General features: G+C 44.3%; 17 protein-coding genes. 9 read left to right on the top strand and 8 right to left on the bottom strand.

The features are described from left to right. Positions 1 to 14 precede the first annotated feature (14 nt). Positions 15 to 3,476 carry a transcription-repair coupling factor gene (gene mfd, locus QF117_RS15675; RefSeq protein ID WP_282386695.1) on the bottom strand — a complete coding sequence of 1,154 codons (3,462 nt, stop codon included), beginning with the start codon at positions 3,474 to 3,476 and terminating at the stop codon, positions 15 to 17. Positions 3,477 to 3,486: 10 nt separating this feature from the next. After that, positions 3,487 to 4,053 (bottom strand): PilZ domain-containing protein, encoded by a 567-nt coding sequence (locus QF117_RS15670; RefSeq protein WP_282386694.1) that lies wholly within the window; start codon positions 4,051 to 4,053, stop codon positions 3,487 to 3,489. Positions 4,054 to 4,267: 214 nt separating this feature from the next. Between QF117_RS15670 and lolC the strand changes: the two genes are divergently transcribed. Genes lolC through lolE form a run of 3 tightly spaced genes read left to right on the top strand, consistent with a single transcriptional unit; the run spans position 4,268 to position 7,417 of the window. Further along, positions 4,268 to 5,476, top strand: a complete 1,209-nt coding sequence (gene lolC / locus QF117_RS15665) for a lipoprotein-releasing ABC transporter permease subunit LolC (protein ID WP_282386693.1) — start codon at positions 4,268 to 4,270, stop codon at positions 5,474 to 5,476. Continuing rightward, positions 5,469 to 6,173 (top strand): lipoprotein-releasing ABC transporter ATP-binding protein LolD, encoded by a 705-nt coding sequence (gene lolD, locus QF117_RS15660; RefSeq protein ID WP_282386692.1) that lies wholly within the window; start codon positions 5,469 to 5,471, stop codon positions 6,171 to 6,173. Before lolC ends, lolD begins: the two co-directional genes overlap by 8 nt. After that, positions 6,173 to 7,417, top strand: coding sequence for a lipoprotein-releasing ABC transporter permease subunit LolE (gene lolE / locus QF117_RS15655; RefSeq protein ID WP_282386691.1), 1,245 nt, complete (start codon positions 6,173 to 6,175; stop codon positions 7,415 to 7,417). Before lolD ends, lolE begins: the two co-directional genes overlap by 1 nt. Positions 7,418 to 7,624: 207 nt before the next feature. On the opposite strand, the gene QF117_RS15650 is transcribed toward lolE, so the two are convergent. Further along, a complete protein-coding gene (locus QF117_RS15650) occupies positions 7,625 to 8,134 on the bottom strand; it encodes a DUF2062 domain-containing protein (protein WP_282386690.1) in 510 nt (169 codons plus the stop codon). 8 nt (positions 8,135 to 8,142) lie between these two features. Between QF117_RS15650 and QF117_RS15645 the strand changes: the two genes are divergently transcribed. From QF117_RS15645 to kdsB, 5 genes are read left to right on the top strand one after another with little or no spacing between them, the layout of a single operon-like run. Next, the gene (locus QF117_RS15645; RefSeq protein ID WP_282386688.1) at positions 8,143 to 10,398 is read left to right on the top strand and encodes a DNA internalization-related competence protein ComEC/Rec2; all 2,256 of its coding nucleotides are present in this window, start codon (positions 8,143 to 8,145) and stop codon (positions 10,396 to 10,398) included. 32 nt (positions 10,399 to 10,430) lie between these two features. Continuing rightward, positions 10,431 to 12,179, top strand: coding sequence for a lipid A ABC transporter ATP-binding protein/permease MsbA (gene msbA, locus QF117_RS15640; RefSeq protein WP_282386686.1), 1,749 nt, complete (start codon positions 10,431 to 10,433; stop codon positions 12,177 to 12,179). A 3-nt stretch (positions 12,180 to 12,182) separates the two neighbouring features. After that, complete coding sequence (gene lpxK, locus QF117_RS15635) at positions 12,183 to 13,190, top strand: tetraacyldisaccharide 4'-kinase (protein WP_282386685.1); 1,008 nt, start codon at positions 12,183 to 12,185, stop codon at positions 13,188 to 13,190. Continuing rightward, a complete protein-coding gene (locus QF117_RS15630) occupies positions 13,171 to 13,350 on the top strand; it encodes a Trm112 family protein (protein ID WP_017033838.1) in 180 nt (59 codons plus the stop codon). Before lpxK ends, QF117_RS15630 begins: the two co-directional genes overlap by 20 nt. Then, positions 13,350 to 14,096 (top strand): 3-deoxy-manno-octulosonate cytidylyltransferase, encoded by a 747-nt coding sequence (gene kdsB / locus QF117_RS15625; protein ID WP_282386683.1) that lies wholly within the window; start codon positions 13,350 to 13,352, stop codon positions 14,094 to 14,096. The genes QF117_RS15630 and kdsB overlap by 1 nt, the downstream gene beginning before the upstream one ends. A gap of 246 nt (positions 14,097 to 14,342) precedes the next feature. Here the strand turns inward: kdsB and QF117_RS15620 are convergent, their stop codons facing one another. From QF117_RS15620 to pflA, 5 genes are all read right to left on the bottom strand, one after another. Further along, a complete protein-coding gene (locus tag QF117_RS15620; protein WP_282386682.1) occupies positions 14,343 to 15,899 on the bottom strand; it encodes a SpoVR family protein in 1,557 nt (518 codons plus the stop codon). Positions 15,900 to 15,911: 12 nt separating this feature from the next. Then, positions 15,912 to 17,183 (bottom strand): YeaH/YhbH family protein, encoded by a 1,272-nt coding sequence (locus tag QF117_RS15615; protein ID WP_282386681.1) that lies wholly within the window; start codon positions 17,181 to 17,183, stop codon positions 15,912 to 15,914. Between the two features lie 94 nt (positions 17,184 to 17,277). Further along, a complete protein-coding gene (locus QF117_RS15610) occupies positions 17,278 to 19,212 on the bottom strand; it encodes a PrkA family serine protein kinase (RefSeq protein WP_069584645.1) in 1,935 nt (644 codons plus the stop codon). A gap of 255 nt (positions 19,213 to 19,467) precedes the next feature. Further along, a complete protein-coding gene (locus QF117_RS15605) occupies positions 19,468 to 19,968 on the bottom strand; it encodes a YfbU family protein (protein ID WP_017033833.1) in 501 nt (166 codons plus the stop codon). A 54-nt stretch (positions 19,969 to 20,022) separates the two neighbouring features. Further along, a complete protein-coding gene (gene pflA, locus QF117_RS15600; protein WP_282386680.1) occupies positions 20,023 to 20,763 on the bottom strand; it encodes a pyruvate formate lyase 1-activating protein in 741 nt (246 codons plus the stop codon). Between the two features lie 247 nt (positions 20,764 to 21,010). On the opposite strand from pflA, the gene QF117_RS15595 reads away from it, so the two are divergent. Next, positions 21,011 to 22,891: a methyl-accepting chemotaxis protein gene (locus QF117_RS15595; protein WP_282386679.1), complete on the top strand. Its 1,881-nt coding sequence runs from the start codon at positions 21,011 to 21,013 to the stop codon at positions 22,889 to 22,891. The last annotated feature ends 27 nt before the right edge of the window (positions 22,892 to 22,918 follow it).

Raw genomic sequence — 22,918 nt, 5'->3', positions numbered from 1 at the left:
TAATCAAAGGCTACTTATACTTTGGGAAGAACGTTCTGCTGAAATTCAGACAGCATGTCCACAACAAAGCTAACCCGTTTACGCCTATCTACCAATGGTACCGTAAACTTAAGCTTAGTGGGCCCTTCCATCGCAAATTTTTGTGGCTGAGCTTGTAATAGTTTAACCAAAAACATCGGATTAATGTCAGCATCGGGATAGAACTCAATGTAACCACCTTTCTCGTGCGCTTCGATTTTCTTCACTTTTATCGCGGCTGCATCCAACTTAATTTCAGCAATTGAGAGCAGGTTTTTCGTTGCGTCTGGCAGCGTACCAAAGCGGTCGATAAGTTCTACTTTGAGCTCGGCAAGTTCATCCACATGACTGACGCTGGCAATTTGCTTATACATTGATAGGCGAGTGTTCACGTCAGGAATATAATCATCGGGAAGCAGGGCCGGTAAACGCATTTCGACTTCCGTTTGGTCCCGTAGTAGCTCTTCTAGAGAGGGCTCTTTCCCTTCTTTTAGGGCTTCAACGGCTTGCTCCAGCATTTCCATATAAAGATTGAATCCAACCGACTGGATTTGACCGCTCTGTTCATCACCCAACAATTCACCCGCTCCTCGAATTTCAAGGTCGTGAGTGGCTAGGGTGAAGCCAGCTCCTAAATCTTCCAGTGATGCGATGGCATCAAGACGTTTGATGGCGTCTTTACTCATTGCTTTTGGATGAGGCGTAAGGAGGTAGGCGTAAGCTTGGTGATGCGAACGCCCAACGCGCCCACGCAATTGGTGAAGCTGTGCGAGCCCGAGGTTGTCGGCACGATCCATGATGATGGTGTTGGCGGTCGGGACATCAATACCGGTTTCAATAATGGTAGTACACACCAATAAATTGAAACGCTGGTGGTAGAAGTCGTTCATGACTTTTTCCAATTCACGCTCTCGCATTTGACCGTGAGCGGTGGTAATTCGAGCCTCTGGAACCAGCTTGGCTAAATTCTCTGCGACTTTATCGATGGTGTCGACTTGGTTGTGTAGGAAGTATACTTGCCCGCCACGCATGATTTCTCGAAGAATTGCTTCACGTATCACGCCATCATCATTTTCTCGAACAAAGGTTTTTATGGCCAACCTTCTAGCGGGGGGAGTAGCAATAATGGACAAATCACGCATGCCACTCATTGCCATATTGAGTGTTCTAGGAATCGGGGTCGCCGTGAGGGTTAAAATGTCTACATCCGCCCTCATAGCTTTGACTTTCTCTTTTTGCCTAACACCAAAACGGTGTTCTTCATCGACGATGAGAAGACCAAGGTCATTGAACTGAAGATCACTCGATAGCAATTTGTGAGTACCGACGAGAATGTCAACTTTTCCGTCGGCCACATCTTGCATGATCGCTTTTTGTTCTTTCGCCGATTTGAATCGAGACAGAACTTCAACACGAATCGGCAGATTAGCAAATCGGTCACGAAAGTTCTCAAAGTGTTGTTGAGCAAGCAGCGTTGTTGGTACCAGTACCGCAACTTGCTTGCCATTATCTGTACTGACAAAAGCCGCTCGCATCGCTACTTCTGTCTTACCAAAGCCTACATCACCACAGACGAGTCGATCCATTGCTTTGGCTTGACACATGTCGGACATGACAGCGTTAATGGCTGTGGCTTGGTCATCGGTTTCTTCAAATGGGAATCCAGATTTGAACGTGGCGTATTGACCGCGGTCGAGGACAAACTTGTAGCCAGGTTTGAGTTCACGTTTAGCGTAGACATCGAGCAGTTCTGCGGCCACGTCACGTACTTTTTCTGCCGCGCGTTTACGAGCTTTTTGCCATGCTTCGCCCCCCAGTTTGTGCAAAGGTGCACTTTCTTCTGCCCCACCTGAGTACCGACCAATGAGGTTTAATGAAGCCACTGGAACGTAAAGTTTGGCGTCATTTTGATACTCAAGTGTCACGTATTCGGTGATCATGCCGCCCGCTTCAAGTGTTTGCAGGCCAATATAGCGACCGATACCATGATCAATATGCACCACAGGTTGGCCGGTTTTTAGCTCTGCAAGGTTACGAATGACCGAGTCACTGTTGGTGGTCTTTCGATCTTTTCTGCGTCGTTGAATCACGCGGTCACCCAACAAGTCACTCTCACAAATGAAAGCGATGTTCGATGCAGTATCGATGAACCCATATTCAGATGCGCCTAGAACAAGGGTGAATTTCTTGCTGCTTTTGATTGCGTTGCTGAAGCTATCTTCTTCAATCGGACGTAATTTGATCCCTTGCAGCAATTCAAGCAGTGCCTCTCTTCGTCCTTCAGATTCTACAGAGAAGATGATCTTCCCTTGGAATGTTTCTGAAAATTGGCGAAGTGCGGCTAAAGGTTCTTTATTCTTGTGTTGTACGGATAAGTCCGGTAGCGATTCCACAGCGAGATTGCTTCGCCCTGATTTTTCCGGGATGTTTTCAATAGACAGTAATGTTTGAGGCAACTGCTTAAAAAAGCGAAACAACTCGTCTTTCTTTAACCACAAGTCAGCCGGTGGAAGCAAAGGGCGAAGTGGGTCGATTTTTCGCTGCTCATAGCGATGCTCAACATCCGTGAGGAAGACATCTATCGCAGGCTCTATATCGCCGACAACAATTAATTGACTGCCAGGGGTTATATAGTCAAACAAGCTCTCAGTGTGATCAAAGAATAGGGGTTGCCAATATTCGATACCAGAGGGCCATGTGCCTTTTGACACCTGCATATAAATCGATTCAGGCTCTCTTCGAGCATCAAAACGTTGGCGCCAGCGAATTCGGAAATCTTCAATTGCCGATTCTGATGTCGGAAATTCATGGGCTGGAAGCAATCGGATTTCCTGAATGTCCTCGATGGATCGCTGATTCTCAGGATCAAAGGTACGAATAGTATCAATTTCGTCATCAAAGAAATCGATCCGATAAGGGTCTTTGCTGCCCATAGGGAAAAGATCGAGAATAGAACCTCGGCTTGCATATTCACCCGGCCCAAACACTTGGTCGACATGGCGATAGCCGGATTGCTCTAATTGAATGCGCAGTTTTTCAAGAGAAAACAGATCGCCGGTTTTTACCATTAAGGTGTGTTGCAGCAAAAACTCTCGAGGAGACTGTTTTTGTAGCAAGGTGCTTATTGGAACAATGGTGATGCCCGAGGTAAGAGACGGCAATTGATACAGCCGTGCTATACGATCGGAAATAATCTCTTGATGAGGTGAAAAGTTATCATAAGGAAGCGTTTCCCAATCAGGGAATATGGCCACTTCTTGATCGGTGAATTGTTCGATCTCTTGCTGCAGTTTTAACGCGGTTTGTGGATCGGCAACAGCGAGCAAGGTATGGTTTTTATGGGTGTCGGCAAGTTCGGCGATAGCCAGAGCGAGGCTAGAACCTTTGAGGTTACCGATGAATTTTTTATCTCCCGCACCGCTGGGTGTCGATAGAGAAAGAAGTTTTGATATTGTCATGAAAGGGTACTTATTTGTCTCTATTAAGGGAGCGCTGACGCAGGAGTTTTTGTTGTTGGTAGAGCGCGGCTCGAATGAGTATGTCTTCGTCTGCGTCTCTTAATAATGTGTACTGGATAGTCGTATCCCAGCCTAAGTCATGTTGCTCTACAGAACTGACTTCGCCGTAACAATAAATGGCAGCAGGCGGGTGATCTAAGAATAATTTGACACGCGTTTTTGTCCCCACCGCCAGTTTAGCTTTGCTGTAATAAGAAAAGACGCTCGCGCCAAATGAATGGGTTGTATTACGAAACTGTTCATCGTCTTGTTGAGAAAGCATGAACGTCAGCAGCAAGTTAAGCTTAGAATTTTGTGTGTCTAACAGTTGCACAACATGTTTGAAATCACTGTTCGTCAGCTCGATTCGTGCAGACTCGTTAAGCTTATCAAGTTGGCTAAATTCACTCGATACAATAAAAGGAGTTGGGATCTCGGACTCGAAGACGTCATTAGAAGGGAAGACAAATTCTGCCGGTAATGGCTCGATGTTCGCCGTCATCTTATGTTGAACGGAAAAAAACGCCTGATCTGACATAGTAGAGCTCCTTTTATTGCCGATCGTCCCCCTTTTATTATTGCCAATAGAAGGAATTTTGTAATGCTTGAGTTGTGATTATCGCCATCGCTACAAACATATCAAGGTATGTCTCTGTAATTGGGTACAATTAACTTATTTTTAGCAAATTAGGGCTATAACCTTAGTACGTAAATCGTTAAAGTATGGGGTTCAATTTATCTTGGTTTTAACTATGACTCTTCCCATTTCGTTCTATATCGGTCTGCGTTACCTCAGGGGACGATCCGGTGATAGATTCAGTCGATTTGTCTCTTACATGTCGACAGCTGGAATTACTATTGGTGTTATGTCTTTGATTACGGTTCTTTCGGTCATGAACGGGTTTGAGGCGCAATTGAAAAGCCGCATTCTGGGCGTACTGCCCCAAGCGGTCATTTCTCAAAATAATGATAAAACTGAACATACTGCTGATATTCCAGGTTTTATTTCTCAAATGTCCGATCAAAAAGCCCCTGAACCGATTGTTCGCAGTGAAGCGGTTATCCAAAGCGCCTCTCAATTGACCGCTGGAATGATGCTGGGCATCTTGCCCGAAGAGAATGACCCGATAGAACAACACTTAATTGCAGGGCGGTTGTCCGATCTAAAACAAGGCGATTACCACGTGTTTCTTGGCCATAGCCTTGCCCGCTCGCTCAACGTTTCAACCGGTGACAAAGTCCGACTTATGGTGACGAGCGCAAGCCAATACACCCCTTTTGGCCGCATACCTAGCCAACGTAATTTTACTGTCGCGGGGCTTTTTAACACCGGGTCCGATGTTGATGCACAGTTGATGGTCACGCATTTGTCGGATGCCGCTAGGTTACTACGATATTCACCCGACACGATTTCAGGATGGCGTCTCTTTTTTGATGACCCGTTCGTTGTGGCCGATTTATCCAAACAAGCGCTTCCTCAAAACTGGCATTGGAGCGACTGGCGTGAGCAACGAGGAGAATTGTTTCAAGCGGTTCAAATGGAAAAGAACATGATGGGATTAATGCTAGGGCTGATTGTCGGTGTGGCGGCGTTCAATATCATTTCAGCCCTTATTATGGTGGTGATGGAAAAGCAATCGGAAGTGGCCATCTTAAAAACACAGGGCATGAGCGATCACCAAGTCCTCGCTATATTTATGGTTCAAGGTGCGAGCAGCGGAGTCATTGGGGCGCTGGCTGGTGGGGCGTTAGGCGTGCTGCTTGCGGTTAACCTTAATACGATTCTTGAAACGATGGGCGTTGCGCTATTTTCTGTGGGAGGGCAGCTGCCCATATTGATCAACCCATCGCAAATATTCATCGTTGTTGTCTTAGCCGTTGTGCTGAGTTTATTAGCCACCTTGTTTCCTTCGTACCGCGCATCATCCGTCAAACCCGCCGAGGCTTTAAGATATGAGTAATCTTCTACAATGTCATAATGTATGTAAAACCTACCATGACGGCTCTTTGGATACGCAGGTTCTCAAAGGCGTCAGTTTTGATCTAAAAAAAGGCGAGTTAGTCTCCATCATTGGAACATCAGGATCGGGAAAGAGCACTCTATTGCACATCCTTGGCGCGTTGGATGATTGCACTGAAGGAAACGTGACGTTCCTCGAGCATAATTTGGCTGCACTGAGCTCCAATAAACAGGCAAAGATTCGCAATCGCCATCTTGGGTTTGTTTACCAGTTCCACCATCTTCTTGCGGATTTTTCTGCTTTAGAAAACGTCGCGATGCCTTTACTTATCGGCGGAATGAAGCGTAGTGAAGCGAATGCAGCAGCAAAGGCATTACTTGATAAAGTTGGGTTAACACATCGCATTGGGCATCGTCCATCAGAGCTGTCCGGTGGAGAACGTCAACGAGTCGCGATCGCGCGTGCGTTAGTGAATAAACCGGACCTTGTTTTGGCTGATGAGCCCACAGGGAACCTAGATCATGCGACTGCATTGTCGATTTATGATCTGATGCGCCAGCTGAATCAAGAATCGGGGACCGCCTTTTTGGTCGTGACACATGACAGTGAACTGGCGGCGAAGATGGACAGGCAGCTTAAAATGCAAGATGGGTTGTTGGTGCAAGACGGGTCTTTCATTGATGACGAGGCCGAGTAATGTTTTCTTCACTTTCGCTGTTTATTGGTGGCCGATTTAGTCGCGCGAAGCAACGTAATAAAATGGTGTCGTTCATTTCTCTGTCATCAACGATTGGCATTGCTGTCGGTGTCGCAGTGATTATTATCGGCCTGTCAGCGATGAACGGGTTTGAACGAGAGCTTCGAGATAGAGTGCTGTCGGTTGTTTCTCATGGCGAGTTTGAAGGGGTACAAAAGCCCATTCAGGACTGGCCAAAAATGGTGGAACAAGCTAAAGAGAATAACAATGTCTTGGCTGCTGCCCCTTTTATTAAATTGACGGCACTGGCTGAAAAAGGATCGCAGTTAAAAGCGGTGGAAGTACGAGGTATTAAGCCTACATTAGAAGCTGAAGTGTCAAGTCTAATGGAATTTGTTGACGCGAAAGTGTGGGAAACCTTCCATCCAGGGGGGGGGCAGATCATTCTAGGTCAAGGCGTCGCTCAAGCGATTGGCGTTGAGGTTGGTGACTCATTGACTCTAATGCTACCTGTCATTAATGGGACCACAAAGGTACAAGCGCCACAGCGCGTTAGGGTTAAGGTAGCGGGTCTCTTGACACTTAATGGACAAATAGACCATAACCTGGCGATTATCCCGCTTGAAGATGCCCAGCAATACGCGCAACTTGGTGATAAAGTCACTGGCGTATCGATTAAGGTCGACGATGTCCTCAACGCGACTTTCATTGTTCGTAGTGTAGGAAACCAGTTAGAAGAGTATGTGTATCTTCGCAGTTGGCAGCAAAAGTTTGGATTCTTATATCGCGATATTCAACTGGTTAGAACCATCATGTATCTCGTGATGGTACTCGTTATTGGCGTAGCAAGTTTTAATATTGTGTCGACACTCATGATGGCGGTAAAAGATCGAGCAGGTGAAATAGCGATTCTACGCACCATGGGTGCAACTGATGGCCTAATTAAGCGAATATTTGTTTGGCAAGGCGTTTTTTCAGGAGTGCTTGGCAGTGTTACAGGTAGTGTTATTGGGGTCTTTATTGCGTTTAATCTGACGTCAATAATTGGCGCATTAGAGACGTTGTTAGATCATCAGTTTTTGTCTGGTGATATCTATTTTGTCGACTTTTTGCCTTCGCAAGTTATGTTGAATGACGTGGTGTTGGTATCCATGACTGCCATTATGCTAAGTTTGTTAGCAACGTGGTATCCCGCCTCGCGTGCGAGTAAGCTGAATCCAGCGAGTGTGCTGAGTGCGAAATAGCTCTCCTTTTGGCCTTGTCGACTCGTTTTATCAGCTTGAGTTAACGGGTTGAAAATAAGTCAAACAGCCGAAAACAGGTTGTGCTTAGCAATACGAAAAAAGGACCCATGTGGTCCTTTTTCATTGTTTGTCTACTTCGTCATACACTGATGGCTAAACATGAATGCCAGTTTACGGAATACGATTGTACCTTTGTGTTTGAAATCGCTAGCGTAATCTACGTTGTCGCCAACTTCTTACTACTGAATAACGCCATAAGCCTCGAATACCAAAGTAACCAATCATAGCTGCAATGACACCGCAGATGAGGCACCCAAGAAGAAAAGGAGGTCCCATGGTGTTCATTTGGTGCATTAAAAATTCCCAGCTAAGTTCGAAATGAAAAGCTTCAGGTGGGACGTTCATGACCAGCGCACCGACTTTGTAAGCGCAATAAAACAATACGGGCATGGTGATGGGATTGCTTATCCAGACTAAGGCAACAGAGAGAGGAAGGTTCACACCACAAGATATTGCGAGGCCAGCGGCCAAAAGCATTTGGCTAGGTAAAGGAACAAACGCCATGAATAAGCCAACGGCAAAGGCTCCCGCAGCTGAACGGCGGTTTAAACACCAGAGGTTAGGGTTATACAGAACATTGCCAAAAATTTTTAGTGCCTTCTGACGCTTAATCACGCTGTGGTCAGGCATAAAACGTTTGATGAATTTTCTTGGCATAGGAAAATATGACTCTCTTAATAAATTACTGGACGTTATCTTCGTTCTCTATAACGGTTTTAAGTTCTCCGTTTTGGCCATCTTTGCCTGACTGGAAATGGTCTATTGTCTCCATTATGTGTGTAATCGCCTCTATTAAGCATAGAAGGTTACGGCCATTCTTTGGTATTTCCCTTGCAGTATTCACTGTGTTAATAGAAGGACATCAACTACAACAACATCAGAATATCATTTTCAAACACGGTGTGGATATTACCATAAATGCTCGAATTGACAGCTTTTTTAAGCAAATACGTCACGGTTATGAGGGGACGGTTTTAGTTAGTACAATCAATGGTCAAAGATTGTCATTTTTTGAGCAGCCTGCAATACGCCTTGTCAGCCCAGCGCCTTTAAAATTGGGCGACACTCTTCAGGCTCATGTTGTCGTGAAGCCCATTTATGGACGAAAAAACGAGCACGGTTTTGATATGGAATCCCACTATTTGGTCAAGGGGTGGGTCGCTAGGGGAACCATCAAATCTGATCGTTCTTATGTCGTGACCAGCCAACAATCCTACCGCCAAACTCTTTACCAACGAACACTCGATTATGTCGACCAAAGTGCGGTTAAAGGTCCAATCATGGCCTTGGTCTTTGGTGAGAGGTTGTTTCTCACCAAAACTCAGTGGAAAAATTATCGAGACAGTGGCCTGAGCCACCTTATCGCCATATCAGGTTTACATATCGGAGTGATGTTTGTTGTCGGTTTTTATATTGGAAAGGTGTTAAGCCGAATTTCCCCCACACTTCTTTGGCTCCCTTGGCTGGTCGGTAGCATACTGGCGATTGGGTATGCATGGCTTGCCGGCTTTAGTATTCCAACCCAACGGGCATTAGCCATGTGCCTGACAGGAGCATTGCTGCTTGTGTCGACCAATAAACAGCCGTTACTCAAAAAGCTGCTGCTTACCATGTCTGCCGTCTTGATTTTTTCTCCCTTTTCAGTGTTATCGAGCAGTTTCTGGTTATCGTTTTATGCGGTTGCGATGGTCATCTATGCCTTGAGTAAACCTAAAGTGAATAGAAGTCAGTTTTTATCAGCATTGAAAGTTCAGATTTTGATCGTGATCTGGATGGTGCCAATGACTGCCGTGCTATTTAGTGGGTTTAGTGCCAGTAGCGTGCTTTATAACATCCTATTTATTCCTTGGTTTAGTGTTGTCGTGATTCCGTTTACTTTTCTTGCCCTGTTTTTCACCATGATGGATATTGGCTTAGCGGCGTGGAGTTGGCAGGTCGTGGAATTTGTATTGATGCCTGTGCATTGGAGTTCTGGTTATGCGTCATTCAGTTGGTTGTCGCTCTCGCGCTTTCAAGTGGGTATGTTTGTGGGAGTGTTTACCTTCGCGTTTATTGGCACCTATTTGAACCAACAGGCACGAGTGCTGGTGGGCGGTATTTTGATTTGTGCTGTATTTTATGAATGGGACCAACCGAATCATTCCAATCAATGGCGTGTCGATGTGTTGGATGTTGGACACGGGCTTGCGGTATTGATTGAAAAAGAGGGCCGGGCGGTGGTGTATGACACAGGTAACCGATGGGAGGATGGCTCTATTGCTGAATCCTTGATCATTCCGACTCTAAAAAGACGAGGAATAAACCAACTAGACGGATTGATACTCAGCCATCTTGATGCCGATCACGCTGGTGGACGAGGAGAGCTGGAGAGACACATGTTGCCTTTGTTCAAATGGTCGCCTCAGACTTTAGGCGGTTATCAACCGTGCGTGAAGGGTATGGACTGGTTTTGGCAAGGTCTGAAGTTTGAGGTTTTATGGCCTATTTCTCAAGTAAAGAGAGCGTACAATCCTCACTCTTGTGTGATTCGTGTAACCGATGAGAATGCCGCTTTTAGTCTGTTGCTGACGGGAGATATTGACGCAATGGTTGAGTGGTTGCTTATCCGAGAGCCTAAAACATTACCCAGCGATGTGCTCATTGTTCCTCATCATGGTAGCCGTACTTCATCAACCTCCAAGTTTATAGAGAATGTGCAAGCAAAAGTGGCGATTGCATCTCTGGCAAAAGGTGGTCGCTGGAATCTGCCGAATGAGTCGGTTGTCAATCGTTATCAAGAACATAACAGTGACTGGTTAGATACTGGTCAGCATGGGCAAATAACGGTCAAGGTGATTGACAATATGTGGCAAGTTTCGACGATTCGTGAAAGAGAAGGCACACGCTGGTATAGGCAGATGCTGCGTAACGGAGTAGAATAGAAGCAATATTGCATTCAAAATTAAGCACTTTTATGTCGACAACTACAGATGAAACCACGCTGCAAACCTTTAAGCGATTATGGACTTATATTCGACTCTACAAAGCAGGTCTCGCTGTTGCCGTTGTCGCTCTAATTATTAATGCTGTCGCAGACACGTACATGCTTTCTTTGCTAAAACCCTTATTGGATGAAGGTTTTGGCAGTACAGAATCAGACTTTTTACGCATTTTACCCATCATCATTTTTGGCATGATGGTGATTCGAGGTTTAAGCGGTTTTATTTCTACTTATTGTTTGAGTTGGGTATCTGGCAACGTCGTTATGCTAATGCGCCGTAAGATATTCCATCAGTTTATGCACATGCCCGTTTCATTTTTCGATAAAGAGTCGACAGGGGCTTTGTTGTCTCGAATTACCTACGATTCTGAACAAGTGGCGGGTGCGACAAGCCGTGCACTGGTGAGCATTGTACGAGAAGGGGCAAGCATTATCGGCCTGCTGACTTTGATGTTTTGGAACAGTTGGAAGCTTTCATTAGTGCTGTTTATTGTTGCTCCTTTCGTGGCTTGGGGCATCAGTATTATTTCTAAACGCTTTAGAAAAATATCGAAGAATATGCAAACCAGCATGGGAAGTGTGAGTTCCTCTGCGGAACAAATGCTTAAAGGGCACAAGGTTGTTCTGAGCTATGGTGGACAAGAAGTGGAGCGCGAACGCTTTGATAGTGTCAGTAATCAAATGCGTCAGCAGACCATGAAGCTCGTGGCTGCTCAAGCCGTCGCCAACCCAGTAATACAACTTATCGCCTCGGTTGCTTTAGTGGCCGTTTTATTTCTGGCCAGCGTTGATTCAATTCGCGCGGAGCTGACACCGGGAACCTTTACCGTTATTTTCTCCGCTATGTTCGGATTAATGCGTCCGCTAAAATCTCTAACCAATGTCACTTCTGAATTCCAAAGAGGTATGGCGGCTTGCCAAACGTTGTTCTCGTTAATGGATTTAGAAACTGAACGTGACAAGGGGCAGTTAGACGTTAAGAAAGTGAAGGGTTTAGTCGAGGTCGATGACGTGACCTTCACCTATCAAGGCAAAGAAAAACCCGCGTTAACCAACGTCAGTTTTACGATTCCACCCGGAAAAACGGTCGCCTTAGTTGGGCGTTCGGGGTCAGGTAAAAGTACCATCGCGAATCTGTTTACTCGATTCTATGATGTGGATTCCGGCTCGATAAAACTGGATGGGCATGACGTTCGCGATTACAAGCTGACCAACCTAAGGACGCATTTTGCATTGGTGTCCCAGAATGTGCATTTGTTTAACGACACGATTGCCAACAACATCTCATATGCTGCTGAAGAAAAGTACACTCGAGCTCAGATAGAACAGGCCGCGACACTGGCTCATGCCACGGAGTTCATCAATAATTTAGATGATGGTTTAGACACGATCATTGGTGAAAATGGCACGAGTCTTTCTGGTGGTCAGCGCCAACGCATCGCCATAGCGCGTGCATTGCTTAGAGATGCTCCAGTGCTCATATTGGATGAAGCCACATCAGCGCTTGATACAGAATCAGAGCGGGCTATTCAAGCGGCTCTAGAGGAGTTGCAAAAAAACAAAACTGTGCTCGTCATTGCCCACCGTTTATCGACGATTGAAGAAGCGGATGAGATTTTGGTTGTGGATGAGGGAGAAATTATTGAGCGTGGCCCTCATAAAGAGTTATTGGCTCAAGATGGTGCTTATGCACAGCTGCATCGAATTCAGTTTGGTGAGTAACCTGTGATTGAAAAGATCTGGTTCCATAATCATCCGTTAAAATATTTGCTTTGGCCATTATTATGGCCGTTAAGTCAGTTATTTCTATACATAAGCACTAAGCGTCGATGTGCGTTTGACGATGGTCGTAAAGAACGCTATCGCGCGCCAGTTCCTGTGGTGGTGGTAGGGAATATTACCGCGGGTGGGAATGGGAAAACTCCCGTGGTCATTTGGCTGGTTGAAAAGCTAAAACAGCAAGGATTTAAACCGGGTGTGGTGTCCAGAGGGTACGGAGCGAAAGCCCCCAACTATCCGTTGATCGTTGAAAGCTCAACGCCGACCGCGCATTGTGGTGATGAGCCCAAGTTAATCAAACAAAGAACCCAAGCGCCTGTTGCTGTGTCGCCAGTACGTGCGGAAGCAGTAAAAGCTTTGCTTCCCGAAGGGGTAGATATCATCATTACAGACGATGGACTTCAACACTACGCGCTTGAGCGAGATATTGAGTTTGTCATTGTTGATGGTATTAGGCGTTTTGGCAATGAACAGTTGATCCCATTAGGGCCATTAAGGGAAAAACCCTCTCGCCTTGAGGAAGTCGACTTTGTTATTACTAATGGTGGTCAACCTCAAAAGAGTGAAATTGGCATGACGTTGATGCCATCAGAGGCCATTAACTTGGTCACCGGAGAGCGTGCCTGTGTGAGTACATTAGAAAAGCTCGTAGCATTTGCTGGGATAGGCCATCCACCTAGGTTTTTTAGTACATTAAAACAACTTGATGCGAAGCTAATAAAAACCCAAGGGTTTGCTGATCATCAAGCGTATCAACAACAAGAGTTAAATACGCTAAGTCAATATGGCTCAAACCTGATCATGACAGAGAAAGATGCCGTCAAGTGTCGAGATTTTGCTACTGAAACATGGTGGTATTTACCTGTTTCTGCTGAGTTTGAAATGGGTAACGAACAGCGTATTATGGAAAAAATAAAAGAGGTAATGGAACAATATGGATCATCGTCTATTTGAGATTGTCGCTTGCCCTGTGTGTAAGGGAAAGCTCACGTTTGATAAAGAAAACCAAGAACTTATTTGTAAGCTAGACCGATTAGCTTACCCAGTTAAAGAAGGTATTCCTGTTTTAATCGAACCTGAAGCTCGTACTATTTCAGCAGAAGAGGGACGTTAATGTCATTTACGGTTGTCATTCCAGCACGATTTCAGTCTAGCCGTCTTCCTGGTAAACCTTTGGCCGATATTGCTGGGAAGCCTATGATTCAATGGGTCTATGAGCAAGCCATTCAAGCTGGTGCTGAGCAGGTTATCATAGCGACGGATGACAGTCGTGTAGAGGCGGCGGTGTTATCTTTTGGTGGGCAGGTCTGCATGACATCGCCTGATCATGAGTCTGGCACCGAACGTCTAGCTGAAGTCGTTAAGGTCATGAACATCCCTGATGACCATATTGTGGTGAATGTTCAAGGTGACGAGCCTTTGATCCCTCCTTCAATTATTAAGCAGGTAGCCAATAACCTCGCGAACAGTGTTGCTCCGATGGCGACGTTGGCGGTGGAAATTTCAGATGAAAGTGAAGTCTTTAATCCGAATGCGGTCAAAGTTGTTACGGACAAAGAGGGTTATGCACTCTACTTTAGCCGTGCATCGATTCCGTGGGACCGAGATGCTTTCTCTAAGGCTAACCCAGCCATTGTTCAACCCTTACTGCGCCATATTGGCATTTATGCTTATCGTGCTGGATTTATTAACACGTATATTCATTGGCAGCCTACGGCTTTAGAAAGAATCGAATGTTTAGAGCAGTTACGAGTGTTGTGGCATGGCGAAAAGATTCATGTCGACATCGCAAAAGAGGCGCCAGCTGCGGGGGTTGATACGCCAGAAGATCTTGAGATAGTCCGCGGGATTTTAGGTTAGAATCGAACAGACGCTTCTAAGAGCGCAGTTAAAAAGGAGCAAAGATTGCTCCTTTTTGTTTTTTATCGCTTTGTTCTACCGCTTTACGCTCCATGACTCATTCTATTGATGAGTTGTGTTTGGTATTACTGTGATTCTATTCCATTCTCATTGTGTTGAACGTGAGTATTCTTGGGTGATACGAGACAGCTATATCTTAACGTTGTAGCCATATCTTAACGTTGTAGCCATATCTTAGCGTCATAGTCATATCTTAGCGTCATAGTCATGACGCTGTGGACACGCCGCCAAAATCTCTCTTCGACCGGTTTCTTTTACTTCCTCTAAAATAACGTCAAACCCCCATATTCGATAAAGATGTTTCAGCACCTCTTCATAGTTGTCAGCAAGTGGCACTCTATCTTGTGGCACGTATTGGAGAGTCAGAGATCGGTCACCACGCACATCGACATTAAATACTTGGATATTTGGTTCTAGGTTACTCAAATTATATTGCGCGGCGAGTTTTTCTCTAATTTGACGATAACCAGAATCGTCGTGAATCGCGCTGATTTCGATGTAATTCTTTCGGTCGTCATCATTAATTGCAAACAGTTTAAAATCGCGCATTAACTTAGGTGATAAATACTGGCTAATAAAGCTCTCGTCTTTAAAGTTATGCATTGCAAAATGAACAGCGTCTAACCAATCACTTCCTGCTAGGTCAGGGAACCATTCTACATCTTCATCAGTGGGGTCTTCGCAGATACGTTTGATGTCTTGAAACATAGCAAAACCAAGCGCGTATGGGTTAATGCCACTAAAATGAGGGCTATTGTATGCTGGTTGTGCTACGACACTGGTATGGCTGTGCAGAAATTCAAGGATAAACTTATCCGAGACTAATCCCTCGTCGTATAGGTGGTTCAATATCGTGTAGTGCCAAAAAGTGGCCCATCCTTCATTCATTACCTGTGTCTGTTTTTGAGGATAAAAATACTGACTGATTTTACGGACGATACGAACGACTTCTCGTTGCCAGGGTTCCAGGAGTGGAGCGTGTTTCTCAATAAAGTAGAGGATATTTTCTTGAGGTTCGCTGGGAAACCTTACTTTCATATCTTCATCTTTTATGGCTGTTTTTGGTACTGTTCGCCACAATTCGTTAACTTGAGATTGTAGATAGGCTTCCCTTTCTTGCTGCCGTGCCGTCTCTTCTGCAATTGAGATCTTCTCAGGTCTTTTATATCGATCCACACCATAGTTCATAAGCGCATGGCAAGAGTCGAGGAGCTCTTCAACCTGAGGAACCCCATATTTTTCTTCACACTCTGCTAGGTAGTTTTTTGCAAACAATAGATAATCAATGATGGAGCTGGCGTCTGTCCAGGTTTGAAAGAGGTAATTGCCCTTAAAAAATGAGTTGTGACCATAACACGCATGAGCCATGACGAGCGCTTGCATAGTAACAGTATTCTCTTCCATCAAATAAGCGATACAAGGGTTTGAATTAATCACAATCTCATAAGCAAGGCCCATTTGGCCATGTTTATAGCCTTGTTCGGTCTGGATAAACTTCTTACCAAAAGACCAGTGATTATAGTTAATGGGCATACCGATACTTGAGTAGGCGTCCATCATTTGCTCGGAGGTAATCACTTCGATTTGATTTGGGTATGTGTCGAGTCGATAATGCTGTGCGACGCGTTTTATCTCAACGTGGTATTGCTCTAATAAGTTGAACGTCCAGTCGGGGCCGTCAGGGAGCATCTTATCTTTTGACTTACTTTTTTTTGATGTTTCTGTTTTTGCTTGAGTCGCCATGGGCACGTTCCCCTAAGTTGATTCTTTTTGAAAGAGTTCCCGAAATATGGGGAAGATGTCATCAACGGTTTTAATATTTTTCATCGCAAAATTGTCAAATTGCTGTGCAAGCTTTTCGTATTCATGCCAAAGAGTTTGATGAGAACGCCTCGTGATCTCGATGTAGGAGTAGTACTGACAAGTCGGTAAGAGTTGATTAACCAGTAGCTCTTTACAGCGAGGAGAATCATCGGCCCAGTTGTCGCCGTCTGACGCTTGCGCCGCATAGATGTTCCATTCGGATGCTGGGTATCGCTCAGCAACGATGTCATTCATGAGTTTCAACGCACTAGAAACAATGGTTCCTCCCGTTTCCTGAGAGTAGAAAAATTCATGCTCATCGACTTCTTTTGCTTGGGTGTGATGACGAATGAAAACAACATCGACATTTTCATAAGTACGATTCAAAAATAGATAGAGCAGCACATAAAAACGTTTGGCGATATCTTTTGTGGCTTGATCCATCGAGCCGGAGACATCCATTAAACAAAACATGACCGCTTGGCTTGATGGGATAGGGCGCTTTTCGTAATTTTTATAACGAAGATCGAAGGTATCAATGAATGGAACACTTTTGAGTTTTTTTCTTAAATCTTCGATCTCTTCTTGGATGCGCTTTTCTTCGAGCATTTGAGCGGGTTCAGCATTTTGGATGCGCTCAAGTTCCTCTTCCAACTCACTGATTAGGCGTTTTTTACCCGCTGTCATTGCTGTTCTGCGCGCTAATGACTGCTGAAGTGAGCGAACGATAGCGATGTTGGATGGGATCCCCGCAGATTGAAACCCCGCGCGATGCGTTTTCCATTCGGTTACTTTGTTGACCTGATTTTTTTCGAGGTTGGGAAGCTCTAGATCTTCAAAAAGAAGGTCCAAATATTCGTCTTTGGATATTTGAAAGACAAATTCGTCTTCCCCATCGCCATCAGGGCTGGCTTTGCCTTCTCCGGCTCCATTACCTTGCCCGCCACCTTTCGGCCTTTCAACTTTGTCGCCTTTGATGAATTGGTCATTACCAGGATGGACTCGCTCGCGTTTGCCTCCTTGCCCTTGGTGAAAGGTCGGCTCTTTTATGTCGCGGTGAGGTATAGAAACATCTTCACCGGAATCCGTATTGGTGATTGAGCGGCTATTAACGGCATCGGCTACCGACTCTTTAATCTGTTCTTTATGGCGGCGCAAAAAACGTTGTCGGTTGACTGCACTCTTGTTTTTCCCGTTAAGCCTTCTGTCGATAAATTGTGCCATCAGCAATTCCTCATGAAACATCACTCCACTGAGCCTTTAACCATCAAGTGATACTACGATGGTTAAAGACTGTCGGTTTTAGCGTTGCTTACGATTAAGAAGATTTACGAACGCGTAAATACCACTCAGACAGCAATCTAACTTGTTTTTCGGTGTATCCTTTTTCCATCATGCGAGCGACGAAATCATCATGTTTTTTCTGGTCGTCTGATGACGTTTTCGCATTGAAAGAGATAACGGGGAGCAGTTCTTCCGTATTCGAGAACATCTTTTTCTCAATAACGGTACGAAGTTTCTCGTAACTGGTCCAAACCGGATTTTTGCCGTTGTTGTTTGCTTTCGCTCTTAATACGAAGTTGACTATCTCGTTTCTGAAATCTTTCGGATTACTGATGCCCGCTGTTTTCTCTATTTTCTCGAGTTCACTATTGAGTGCGCCTCTATCAAACAGCTGCCCCGTTTCTGGATCGCGATATTCTTGGTCTTGAATCCAGAAATCCGCATAGGTCACGTAACGGTCGAATATGTTTTGCCCATATTCGGAATAAGATTCAAGGTAGGCCGTTTGGATCTCTTTACCAATAAACTCGACATATTTAGGTACGAGGTAGCCTTTCAGAAACTCAAGGTACTTTTCAGCTTGCTCTTGTGGAAACTGCTCTCTTTCAACCTGCTGTTCGATGACATAGAACAGATGAACAGGGTTGGCAGCGACTTCGGTCTGGTCAAAGTTAAAGACTCGCGACAAAATCTTAAAAGCGAAACGTGTCGACAAACCGGACATACCTTCGTCGACTCCTGCGTAGTCACGGTACTCTTGATAGCTTTTCGCTTTCGGGTCGGTGTCCTTTAGCGTTTCACCATCATAAACCCTCATTTTAGAGAACAAAGAGGAGTTTTCTGGCTCTTTCAAACGAGAGAGGATAGTAAACTGTGCCAATAACCCTAGGGTACTCGGTGAGCATGGGGCTTTAGACAGTTCGGAATGTTCCAGAAGTTTTTGGTAGATCTTGATTTCTTCAGACACACGTAAACAGTAAGGGACTTTGACGATGTAAACACGGTCTAAGAACGCTTCGTTGTTTTTGTTGTTTCTGAACGTTTGCCACTCTGATTCATTCGAGTGAGCCAAAATCATGCCATCAAATGGTAGAGCAGATAACCCTTCTGTGCCGTTAAAGTTGCCCTCTTGTGTCGCGGTTAGCAGAGGGTGTAATACTTTTATTGGCGCTTTGAACATTTCGACAAATTCCATTAACCCCTGGTTTGCCTTACACAATGAACCGGAGTAGCTGTAAGCATCGGGGTCATCTTGAGAAAAATGTTCTAACTGACGAATATCAACTTTACCGACCAGAGATGAAATATCTTGGTTGTTTTCATCGCCAGGTTCTGTTTTGGCAATGGCAATTTGTTCAAGGATAGAAGGGCGCAGTTTCACGACTTTAAACTTAGATAAGTCCCCCCCAAACTCTTTAAGACGTTTGGCTGCCCATGGAGACATAATCGAGCGTACATAGCGTTTCTCTATTCCGTAATCTTGCTTTAAGACCTCGCCATCTTCATTGACATCAAAAAGGCAAAACGGGTGGTCATTGACAGGGCTTCGCTCACCATTCGCTGATAACACATAAATCGGCATTTGTTGCATGAGTGCTTTTAGTTTTTCAGCTAAGGATGATTTACCGCCACCGACAGGGCCGAGCAAGTAGAGTATTTGTTTGCGTTCCTCTAGTCCTTGCGCCGCATGTTTTAAATAGGAGACAATTTGTTCAATCGCGTCTTCCATGCCGTAGAAATCTTCAAATGTTTTATATCTTGAGATAACACGATTAGAGAAAATTCGGCTTAGGGTGGGATCTAAGGCGGTATCGATAACTTCTGGCTCACCAATAGCGAGCAGTAATCGCTCTGCTGCGTTTGCGTAGGCGCTCTTATCCTCTTTACAAAGAGAAAGAAACTCTTGAAGCGACAACTCTTCGTCTTTGGCTGCCTCATAGCGTGCTTGGAAATGGTCGAAAATACTCATCATGAAATCCCCTTTGAACCGTTCAAACTGTCAAACAACCCGCAATCGAAATACAAATCCTTTCATAGTTAAGATTAGTTTAGTTTTAGAATTGTGCTTAACAATTATGTGTTTAATTGCAAAATAGAGGAACGAGGGGAGAGAATTAGGTGATAAAGATGTTCATGGAATACGGTACAAAAAAAGGCCAGCTCTACGCTAACCTTTATCCAATCGGGTTTACTTGGGCTTATGCTCCAAGTTCATGCATTAAAGTTATGCATTAAAGATTTGATTCAACTCAGTCGCACACAAGTGATATTGACGAGGGCAGGCTCGCCACGTTGCCAGCATGCGACGATACTTTTCAAGCATCGGCATTTGGCTATTGAAGTGGTGATCCGCTTTATCAAAGTGCGGGTATAAGCCTTCAGAGTCAATCAAGAAACGAACGTAATTGACGAGCTGTGATTCGCGAGCGATATCAAACCCTAAAAACTGTAAGCGTCTTTGGTCGACGTCTTTACGCTCATCGTCTTTGAGCATTTTGTTCGATTCTTGCATCGCATGATACATTTCCAAAATATCAATCACTTGACGACACTCAGCTTCAACGATACAACCGAAGTCTTTATTTAGCTCCTGCATTTGCAATTCGTAACCACGCTCTACAATGGTCTGAAAACGTTGGTACTTACCACGGTTTTCTGGGTCCATTTGAGACATCAAGTAATACTGGTTTGAAAGGATCAAACGTTGAGCATTGGTCATTTCCATAATAATTCTCTATTCGTGTTAATACATGTTTATAAAAGGCTATAACATTATTTATCAGTACTTTACGTTAGAGTTATACTGACTCAAAATTGACTGAATATTGTCCATAGACTCTTTTGATGGAGGGCTGACGCCTTCCAGTTCGTACTCAAAACCCAGCGCTTCCCACTTATGCGCACCTAGCTTGTGATACGGTAGAAGTTCAACTTTTTCAATGTTATCCATATCTTTAATAAACTCACCAAGCATGTGCACCGCTTCGATGTCATCGGTATAACCAGGCACAACCACATAGCGGATCCAAGTTTTTTGACCGATTTTGTGTAAGTAGCGAGCAAAGTCTAGGGTGCGCTTATTAGAAACACCGATAAAATCATGATGAATTTCATCTTTCATATGCTTGAGGTCTAGCATAACGAGATCGGTAGAGGCGAGAACCTCATCAACTACGTCGGTGTGTTTGCGAATATACCCGTTGGTATCAAGACAAGTATGAATACCTTCGGCTTGCGCTGCTTGGAAGAAATCTCTTACAAACTCAGGTTGCAGCATCGCTTCGCCACCGGAACAAGTGATACCCCCACCCGATGCCTTCATAAAATGTCGGTATGACTTGGCTTCGGTAATAATTTCTTCGACAGTGACCTCTTTTCCGCCATGTGTATCCCATGTATCGCGATTATGGCAATACTTACAACGCATTAAGCACCCTTGCATAAACACAATAAACCGAATGCCAGGGCCATCGACGGTACCACAAGACTCAAAAGAATGAATGCGACCAGTTGTAGACATGAACTCATCTCGAAAAGGAAATTTGACGTTATTTTATTATAAATAGCAGGTTATAAACAGTGCTTGTGGCATTAACTGCATTTTTTCCACGGTTATTAAAATGGTTATTAAAAATAGTTATTAAAAATAAATCGCCTTATACAGGTTATGTGTTATAGAGTTGTTATAGTTAATAAAGATATTAATAATAATTTAGTTACATAATTTTTGCTTAGTTGTTTATCTCAATAGTAGATAAGGGTGTCTCATGGAAGTATTTGCATTATCTCAACGACAAAAAATAACTGCCTTTTTGGTGATTTTGTCTATCGGTTTTATTAGCCTTGGCCTGTTTACCTCAAACCGTTTGTCTGTAATGGGGTCACAATATATCAGTAGTGGCGATGTGGCTGCTGGTTCGATTTCGATATACAAAACACAAAGTGCGTTACTGACACTTGCCGCTGACATCGATTCTCTTACCGCGAATGAAGTGGAAAAGACTAAGGTAACAACAGAAGAAATTAAGCAGTTAGCCGATGAAAATGCGATTTTTCTAAAAGCGCTTGGTCTGATTCAGCAAGCTGATGACCTGACGGGGAGTGTGGACGAGTTTTATCAAACACTCATTCCATGGTTAACGGTGAAGGAAGAGCTCGGATTCAGTGTAGATGAGGGGAATTTAGGCCAATTAAAATCGCTGGCGACAACCATTGAAAAGAAAATTGAAGAAACCGGTATGGTGACTTTGAATTCAGATTTTCAGGTTATGATTAAAGCACAACAAAACTATCTGCTTCAGCCTAACGAAAAAAATCTCACTTTGTTCAACAGAGCGATGGCGATGTTCGTAAACATGTCGAATACATATGCGATGCTTGATCTCTATGAGAAAGAGATTGAAGCGATGAAAAGTACCTTTCTTAGAGTTGCTGAGCTTTCCCAAGAGATTGGAACGATTGAACAAAACTTATTTCAAAGTGAATTACGCGTAAAGACGGTCATTGGTGATGTGACGGATACGTTAGCGGGTATTACGACTGAATACATTGGAAAGGCCGAGAAAAGTGCGGCCCAAACCCAATGGTCGGTTCTCATTGCATGTGCGGCATTAGCCGTATTTACTATTGCAATCTTTATCACAATCAGTGGGACGCTAACACGCTCAGTTAAGCAAATAAGTACGATTCTTTCCGGCGTTGCGAAAGGTGATTTATCACAGAGAATGAAGATAGGCCCGAACGATAACGATGAATTTAACCAATTAGCGATGACGATTAACCAAAGTTGCGAAAATCTGGGTGAATTGGTTCATGGTGTACAAAATAGCAGTAATGCATTGTCAGTCAATGCGGCAGAACTGAATACAGGGATAGATACGTTGGCACACAATCAATCGAAAGTATTAGGACAAACCGAGTTGTTAGCGTCTGCGACTGAAGAAGTCAGTGTGACCACGCAAGAAGTGTCTAATTCGTTGGAGTTTGTTGCTGATGTGAGTAAGTCATCGACCAACGCTGCAGAAGAAGGGGCGACGGTGATCAAAGGAGCTATTGATTCCCTTGAAGATGTTAACAATATACTGAAGTCGGCAGCAGGGCATATTCAACAGCTAGAAACCGCCTCCTCAAAAGTGGATTCCGTTATGGAGATTATTAACGGGATTGCGGAACAAACCAATCTACTTGCTTTGAATGCGGCGATAGAAGCGGCAAGGGCTGGTGAGCAGGGGAGAGGATTTGCCGTGGTTGCCGATGAAGTTAGGAACCTGGCGGTGAGAACGGTTGATGCAGTTGGTGAGATTTCAGGGACGATTGAAACCATGAAAAAAGAGAGTGCTGAAGTGATTCAGTACATTGGGCAATCTGAATCTTCTATACAAGCAGGTCAAGAAAAAGGCCACGAAGCGATGACAGCATTAGGTCAAATCACTGAAAAAGCCGATGAAGCTGCGCATCAAACCGAAGTGATATTCGCCTCAATAAGAGAGCTTGCTACGACTAGTCAATCAATGGCGAATAACATGATAGAGATATCATCGGCAATGAAAGAACTCGAAAACAATAATGAACAGCTAAGACAGACGAGCGAGTTGGTGGATGAACGTTCAAGCAGCCTGAATTCAGACTGCGAACGTTTCAATATTTAGCCAATTTAGCTATCAGTAATCAGTAAT

The sequence above is a fragment of the Vibrio sp. YMD68 genome (genome assembly GCF_029958905.1).
Classification (GTDB): Bacteria; Pseudomonadota; Gammaproteobacteria; order Enterobacterales; family Vibrionaceae; genus Vibrio.
The sequence above is the reverse complement of the archived record's forward strand: the minus strand, read 5'-3'. Positions and strand labels throughout refer to the sequence as shown.

Excerpts from the sequence above, each read along its gene's own strand:
- lolE (WP_282386691.1), top strand. The coding sequence starts at position 6,173 with ATGTTTTCTTCACTTTCGCTGTTTATTGGTGGCCGATTTAGTCGCGCG.
- QF117_RS15645 (WP_282386688.1), top strand. The coding sequence starts at position 8,143 with ATGACTCTCTTAATAAATTACTGGACGTTATCTTCGTTCTCTATAACG.
- QF117_RS15630 (WP_017033838.1), top strand. The coding sequence starts at position 13,171 with ATGGATCATCGTCTATTTGAGATTGTCGCTTGCCCTGTGTGTAAGGGA.
- lolD (WP_282386692.1), top strand. The coding sequence starts at position 5,469 with ATGAGTAATCTTCTACAATGTCATAATGTATGTAAAACCTACCATGAC.
- QF117_RS15615 (WP_282386681.1), bottom strand. The coding sequence starts at position 17,183 with ATGGCACAATTTATCGACAGAAGGCTTAACGGGAAAAACAAGAGTGCA.
- msbA (WP_282386686.1), top strand. The coding sequence starts at position 10,431 with ATGTCGACAACTACAGATGAAACCACGCTGCAAACCTTTAAGCGATTA.
- lolC (WP_282386693.1), top strand. The coding sequence starts at position 4,268 with ATGACTCTTCCCATTTCGTTCTATATCGGTCTGCGTTACCTCAGGGGA.
- QF117_RS15595 (WP_282386679.1), top strand. The coding sequence starts at position 21,011 with ATGGAAGTATTTGCATTATCTCAACGACAAAAAATAACTGCCTTTTTG.
- pflA (WP_282386680.1), bottom strand. The coding sequence starts at position 20,763 with ATGTCTACAACTGGTCGCATTCATTCTTTTGAGTCTTGTGGTACCGTC.
- QF117_RS15670 (WP_282386694.1), bottom strand. The coding sequence starts at position 4,053 with ATGTCAGATCAGGCGTTTTTTTCCGTTCAACATAAGATGACGGCGAAC.
- QF117_RS15620 (WP_282386682.1), bottom strand. The coding sequence starts at position 15,899 with ATGGCGACTCAAGCAAAAACAGAAACATCAAAAAAAAGTAAGTCAAAA.
- mfd (WP_282386695.1), bottom strand. The coding sequence starts at position 3,476 with ATGACAATATCAAAACTTCTTTCTCTATCGACACCCAGCGGTGCGGGA.
- QF117_RS15610 (WP_069584645.1), bottom strand. The coding sequence starts at position 19,212 with ATGAGTATTTTCGACCATTTCCAAGCACGCTATGAGGCAGCCAAAGAC.
- kdsB (WP_282386683.1), top strand. The coding sequence starts at position 13,350 with ATGTCATTTACGGTTGTCATTCCAGCACGATTTCAGTCTAGCCGTCTT.
- QF117_RS15650 (WP_282386690.1), bottom strand. The coding sequence starts at position 8,134 with ATGCCAAGAAAATTCATCAAACGTTTTATGCCTGACCACAGCGTGATT.
- QF117_RS15605 (WP_017033833.1), bottom strand. The coding sequence starts at position 19,968 with ATGGAAATGACCAATGCTCAACGTTTGATCCTTTCAAACCAGTATTAC.